1 tRNA gene and 2 rRNA genes (1 of these 3 cut by a window edge) are annotated in these 2,500 nt (G+C 54.6%); all 3 read left to right on the top strand.

Annotated features, from left to right (window positions below):
* Window positions 1-2,011, top strand: a 23S ribosomal RNA gene (locus EL18_RS17155); it begins 862 nt to the left of the window's first position.
* A 183-nt stretch (window positions 2,012-2,194) separates the two neighbouring features.
* Window positions 2,195-2,309 (top strand): 5S ribosomal RNA (rrf, locus tag EL18_RS17150).
* Window positions 2,310-2,423: 114 nt separating this feature from the next.
* Window positions 2,424-2,500 (top strand) — tRNA-Met (locus EL18_RS17145).

Here is a 2,500-nt window from a genome sequence, read left to right as displayed (position 1 = left end):
CAATAGATCGGGATGACTTGTGGCTAGGGGTGAAAGGCCAATCAAACTCGGAAATAGCTGGTTCTCCGCGAAATCTATTTAGGTAGAGCGTCGACCGAATACCCTCGGGGGTAGAGCACTGGATGGGCTAGGGGTCCTCACCGGATTACCAAACCTAACCAAACTCCGAATACCGAGGAGTACTAGTCGGCAGACACACCACGGGTGCTAACGTCCGTGGTGGAGAGGGAAACAACCCTGACCAACAGCTAAGGTCCCCAAGTCATGGCTAAGTGGGAAAGGATGTGAGACTCCCAAAACAACCAGGATGTTGGCTTAGAAGCAGCCATCATTTAAAGAAAGCGTAACAGCTCACTGGTCTAAATAAGGGGTTTTGCGCCGAAAATGTACCGGGGCTAAAGCCATGCACCGAAGCTTTGGGTTCACCGCAAGGTGAGCGGTAGCGGAGCGTTCCGTAAGTCTGTGAAGGAAGACCCGTGAGGGCTTCTGGAGATATCGGAAGTGCGAATGCTGACATGAGTAACGATAAAGGGGGTGAGAGACCCCCTCGCCGAAAGTCCAAGGGTTCCTGCTTCAAGTTAATCTGAGCAGGGTTAGCCGGCCCCTAAGGCGAGGCCGAAAGGCGTAGTCGATGGGAACCACGTTAATATTCGTGGGCCTGGAGGTAGTGACGGATCGCAGCCGTTGTCTTCCCTTACTGGATTGGGAAGGCCGCCAAGCGGTTCCAGGAAATAGCTCCTCCGTATAGACCGTACCCGAAACCGACACAGGTGGACTGGTAGAGCATACCAAGGCGCTTGAGAGAACTCTGCTGAAGGAACTCGGCAAATTGCACGCGTAACTTCGGGATAAGCGTGACCATGTAGGAGGCAACTCTTATGTGGTGGCACAGACCAGGGGGTAGCGACTGTTTATCAAAAACACAGGGCTCTGCGAAGTCGCAAGACGACGTATAGGGTCTGACGCCTGCCCGGTGCCGGAAGGTTAAGAGGAGGAGTGCAAGCTCTGAATTGAAGCCCCGGTAAACGGCGGCCGTAACTATAACGGTCCTAAGGTAGCGAAATTCCTTGTCGGGTAAGTTCCGACCTGCACGAATGGCGTAACGACTTCCCCGCTGTCTCCAGCAGAGACTCAGTGAAATTGAATTCCCCGTGAAGATGCGGGGTTCCTGCGGTTAGACGGAAAGACCCCGTGCACCTTTACTATAGCTTTACACTGGCATTCGTGTCGGCATGTGTAGGATAGGTGGTAGGCTTTGAAGCGCAGGCGCCAGCTTGCGTGGAGCCATCCTTGAAATACCACCCTTACCGTCATGGATGTCTAACCGCGGTCCGTTATCCGGATCCGGGACAGTGTATGGTGGGTAGTTTGACTGGGGCGGTCGCCTCCTAAAGAGTAACGGAGGCGCGCGATGGTGGGCTCAGAACGGTCGGAAATCGTTCGCTGAGTGCAATGGCATAAGCCTGCCTGACTGCGAGACAGACAAGTCGAGCAGAGACGAAAGTCGGTCATAGTGATCCGGTGGTCCCGCGTGGAAGGGCCATCGCTCAACGGATAAAAGGTACGCCGGGGATAACAGGCTGATGACCCCCAAGAGTCCATATCGACGGGGTTGTTTGGCACCTCGATGTCGACTCATCGCATCCTGGGGCTGGAGCAGGTCCCAAGGGTATGGCTGTTCGCCATTTAAAGCGGTACGTGAGTTGGGTTCAGAACGTCGTGAGACAGTTCGGTCCCTATCTGCCGTGGGTGTAGGAATATTGACAGGATCTGTCCCTAGTACGAGAGGACCGGGATGGACGTACCTCTGGTGGACCTGTTGTGGCGCCAGCCGCATAGCAGGGTAGCTATGTACGGTCGGGATAACCGCTGAAGGCATCTAAGCGGGAAACCCACCTGAAAACGAGTATTCCCTGAGAGCCGTGGAAGACGACCACGTTGATAGGCCGGGTGTGGAAGTGCAGCAATGCATGAAGCTTACCGGTACTAATAGCTCGATCGGCTTGATCATTCTCATTGCTCATATCCATCCAATGGATAGGCAATTTACCAGCACTCACGCCAATTGGCTCAAAGCCATGCAGCGTGAACCAGAAAAGGCACAATGATGGGCGATGGCGAACCCTATTCACTATTCGCTACTCACTACCCACTCAACACAGCTTCTCGATGAGCAACTCATGCATTTTGCCGACCTGGTGGTTATTGCGGGGTGGCTGCACCCGTTCCCATTCCGAACACGGCCGTGAAACGCCCCAGCGCCGATGGTACTTTGTCTTAAGACACGGGAGAGTAGGTCGCTGCCAGGTCTGCCAAATGCATGAATACTCAAACCTCTCACAACAAACCCAAGCGCCTCTTCAAGAAACTCCCTGAAGCGGCGCTTCGTCATGCAAAACACCCAAGGCCCCAACGGCCGTCAACGCGGGGTGGAGCAGCCCGGTAGCTCGTCAGGCTCATAACCTGAAGGTCGCAGGTTCAAATCCTGCCCCCGCAACCA

The sequence above is a fragment of the Nitratireductor basaltis genome (assembly GCF_000733725.1).
Classification (GTDB): domain Bacteria; phylum Pseudomonadota; class Alphaproteobacteria; order Rhizobiales; family Rhizobiaceae; genus Chelativorans; species Chelativorans basaltis.
Note: the sequence above shows the minus strand (reverse complement) of the source record. Positions and strands in the feature narration are given on the sequence as shown.